Consider the following 3,695-nt stretch of genomic DNA (forward strand, 5'->3'; position numbering starts at 1 on the left):
CCAGCTTGCCTGGCACCACGTCCACAACGAGGCCTTCCGGCGGCTGGAGGGCATTCCCGCCACGGTCCGGGTGGACAACGAGCGGACGGCGGTGAGCCGGGGGGCGGGGGCCTGGGGTGTGATCAATCCGCGCTACCGGTGCTTTGCCAAGACGCTGCGCTTCCACATCGACGCCTGTCCGCCGCGCAGTCCCGGCCACAAGGGCAAGATCGAGCGAGGGAATCGGGATGATCGCCGCTGGCGGGAGATCCGACAGCGCCACTGGGACGGCCTCGCCGAGCTCCAGGCCTGGACGGATGCGCAGGGGCTCCGGGAGGATGCCCGCCGGCGCTGCCCGGCGACGGGGACCTCGGTGCTCGAGGCTTGGGAAGCCGAGAAGCGCTTCCTGGCGCCCTTGCCGCCCCTGCCCGAGCCCTTCGATGTCGCCGTCACTCGGCCGGTCAGCCTCGACGGTCTGGTCGCCTTCGAGGGCCGGCAGTACACGGTGCCCTTCGCCTGGGTCGGCCTGCGGGTCGAGGTGCGCGGCTGCGCCCAGGTGGTGCAGGTCCTTGCCGAGGGGCAGGTCGTGGCCGAGCATCCCCGCCACGGCCGCGCGCTTCTCGTGCTCGATCCCGCCTGCTACGAGGGACCGTCGACGGCGCGCGTCGTGGCGCCGCCGCCCCTGGGGCGGATGGGGCGTCGCCTCCAGGAGATCGCCGCGATGCCGCCGTCCCAGCGGCCGCTGGATCTCTATGCCGCGCTCGCGGAGGTGGCCCGATGAGCACCAAGGCCGCGGCGGCGGCGCCCAAGGTCGATCTGGATGTCACCCGGCAGCGCCTCCTGCGGGTCGGCCTGCACCATGCGGCCGAGCTGCTGGACGGACAGATCAGCGAGGCCGTCAGGGACGACTGCTCGCCGCACCGCTTCCTCGACACACTGCTCGAGGCCGAGCTGCGCCTGCGCGAGGAGCGCCGCGTCAAGACCTGCCTCCAGCTCAGCGGGCTGCCCACGGGCCTGACCCTCGCCAGCTTCGACTTCAGCTTCCAGCCCAGCGTCGAGCGCAGCCGCATCGAGACGCTGGGCACCTGCCAGTGGATCCGCGACAACCGGACGCTGCTCATCCAGGGCCCGCCCGGCGTGGGCAAGACGCATCTCGCCGTCGCTCTCGGCATCAAGGCCATCGAGCACGGCTTCGGGGTGGTCTTCTACCGGCTCGAGGAGCTACTGGCGGCCCTGCGGCGCGACGCCGAGCTGCCGCCCCGCCGGTTGCGGGGCAAGAAGTACCTGTCGGCTTCGCTGCTGATCATCGACGAGGTGGGCTTCGAGCCGATGAGCCGGCAGGAAGCCAGCCTCTTCTTTCGCCTGGTCAGCTACCGCTACCAGCGAGGCAGCATCCTGATCACGACCAACAAGGGGATCAAAGACTGGCCGGAAATCCTGGCCGGGGACGAGGTCCTCACGACGGCGATCCTCGATCGCCTGCTGCACAACAGCCACGTGCTGGACATCAAGGGCCGGAGCTACCGGCTGCGGGACCTGGAGCGGCTCGTTGCTCAGCAGGCCTGAGCGGAAGGCTGGCTGTCGCCAGAAAGGAGGAAGCGCACCCTAGTCCCTTGGCGTTCTGTCAGATCACGGGAGACAGGGTGCGTAAAGGTGGATGTCGCCTTAGTGCGTAAGACTGGCCGTCGCTTGACAGATCCGCCCCTGGCTGCGGCCGAGAACCCCTACCGCCGCACACTCGCGTAGGCGACAAGCGCGCACCGCGGAGTGCCGATCCCACCGGGCCGCTCAGGATCAGGCGACCGAAGCAGACCCCGCTGGGAATGCGCCCGCCGACGGCTGGGTGGCAGGACGGCCTCTCAGTCCGCCGCCGATGTTGCAGCGCAGTTCCACTGCGCGTCAACGATCGCGCGCCTGCCCCGCCCCGCGAGCCATGGCGCAGAGGCTCGGCGGCCTTGGCTGCAGCGCCCGGCGTTGCCGCGGCAGCAGCGGAGCCGGGCATCAGGCTGCAGCTTGGGTGCAGAAGCTGCAATTCGGCATAATGAATCGCTAAACGAGGCATGGCATGCGAAGCCTGCGGTGGATCGGCATTCGAGCCCTGCTGCGACGCGCTGATGAGGTGCATCGCAAGCACCCGGGTCGAAGCGTCCACCGCTCATGAGAAAGCGTAGGCCGACAGGTCGCACCCCTACTCCTGGCTGTACTGCTCGGGTCCTGCATCGCGCAGGCATCCGCCTGGCCGGCCGCGAGTCAGATGAGCCTGTCGCGTCCGCCGCCTCGCCGATCAGGCGGACACCCCGGGTCGTGGTGCGCAGAGGGGGCCTCCCTGCGAGCGATACCCTCTTGACACCCCACTCCCTTGCCTGTAGCATTTCGCTGTTTCTGGCCTGAAATACTGGCCATCTACATCTACTTCGAAAGACCACGGGGGGGGGAAAGCATGGATCTCCGCCGATGCCTGAGATCGCTGGTGGTGCTCTTGGTTGTTCCGGCCTTCATGTCGCTCGTCCTGGTGCCTGATTACGCATTGGCTCAGGCCGCTGAGGGCTCCGCAACGGATGCCTGCTTCCAGGGCAAGTCCGATGCGCAGAGGAATACTTCCGGTATCTGGTTCTTCGCCGGTTGCGCTGGCATCCTGGGCTTGCTCATTGCTTACACGGTCGCCCCGACACCTCCAGCATCAAGCATTCTCGGCAAGTCGCCGGAGTTTGTTGCGGCCTACACCGATTGCTACCGTAGCGAGGGGAAGTCGGCGCAGGGACGCAAAGCGCTCATTGGCTGCGTAGTCTTCAGCGTCATCTATGTCGGAATCTGGGCGGTTGTCCTGCTTACTGTCGACGACGAAGTCGACGACATCTATTACTACTAACCGCATTGATGATCTGACTCCGATTGTCTGCCGCCATCGCTTTCGTCCGGAGCCCAAGGTTGTTCGGCTTTCAACCGGAGTGGAGGGGTTTGCGTGCTGCGCCGTGCAAGACCTGTGGTCATGCTGCTGGGCCTTGGGGGATCTGGCCTTTGGCCGGGTCCCCATGCTCTTGCACGGCTGCCGTCCCCTGCGGGAGAAATCGACGCCTCCATTCATACCCTGGCTGTCGATTTCCAGCGCCACCGGGCGCCCTTGGCGGGCGAGTCAGAGACTGCCTCGGGTAGGTTGTACTACCTGGGTCCCGACCGGCTCTTGATCCATGTCCAGCAACCTCTCGAGCAAATCCTGGAGATCGAGCCCGGCCACCTGAAAGTCTTCTACCCCAAGAGCCAGGAATCCTTTGACATCCTGACTGCAGCGCAGGAGACGCTTCCCTTCTTCACGTTCTTTTTTATTGCACAGCGCGGCGAGGCAGAGATCTCAGCCGCCGGCTACACGATTTCCCATCATGAGAGCCGCGGTGATACGCTCTTCACCTACTGGGACCCACCGCGCAAGCTGCGCAATGAAGCGGGCCAGGCGGTCCTCGTCAGCCTGGTCGGTGATATCCTGTCGATCCAGCTCAAGGATCGCAATGACCAGCCCATCACGCAGTATGCCCTCACTGGCTGGAAAAAAGTTTCTGGCCAGCGCTTCCCGTCACGAGTTGTGATCGAGGTGCTCCAGGGGCCTTCAAGCGGCGTCGAGACGGTTGACTACGCGACCCCTGTTCTCAACGAGCCTCCTCCGGACTGGGTTGCGACGTTTCAGATTCCCGCAGACGCGGTGGTCAGGGGTTTGCGATTTT

The 3,695-nt window shown here is 66.0% G+C and carries 4 protein-coding genes; all 4 read left to right on the top strand.

Annotated elements, in window-relative coordinates; translation table 11 throughout:
• Positions 1-760, top strand: a 760-nt coding sequence (locus FJ251_14390; GenBank protein ID MBM4118894.1) for a transposase family protein, incomplete at its 5' end; no start/stop codon positions are given.
• Positions 757-1,545 (top strand): AAA family ATPase, encoded by a 789-nt coding sequence (locus FJ251_14395; GenBank protein ID MBM4118895.1) that lies wholly within the window; start codon positions 757-759, stop codon positions 1,543-1,545. The genes FJ251_14390 and FJ251_14395, both read left to right, overlap by 4 nt.
• An 874-nt stretch (positions 1,546-2,419) precedes the next feature.
• Positions 2,420-2,848 (top strand): hypothetical protein, encoded by a 429-nt coding sequence (locus FJ251_14400; protein MBM4118896.1) that lies wholly within the window; start codon positions 2,420-2,422, stop codon positions 2,846-2,848.
• Positions 2,849-2,941: 93 nt separating this feature from the next.
• On the top strand, positions 2,942-3,695 hold a 754-nt coding region (locus FJ251_14405), incomplete at its 3' end, for a hypothetical protein (GenBank protein MBM4118897.1).

The organism is bacterium (genome assembly GCA_016873475.1).
Taxonomy (GTDB): domain Bacteria; phylum Krumholzibacteriota; class Krumholzibacteriia; order JACNKJ01; family JACNKJ01; genus VGXI01.

Bases quoted from the DNA above. Each gene is read 5' to 3' on its own strand.
- FJ251_14395 (MBM4118895.1), top strand. From the start codon at position 757: ATGAGCACCAAGGCCGCGGCGGCGGCGCCCAAGGTCGATCTGGATGTC.
- FJ251_14400 (MBM4118896.1), top strand. From the start codon at position 2,420: ATGGATCTCCGCCGATGCCTGAGATCGCTGGTGGTGCTCTTGGTTGTT.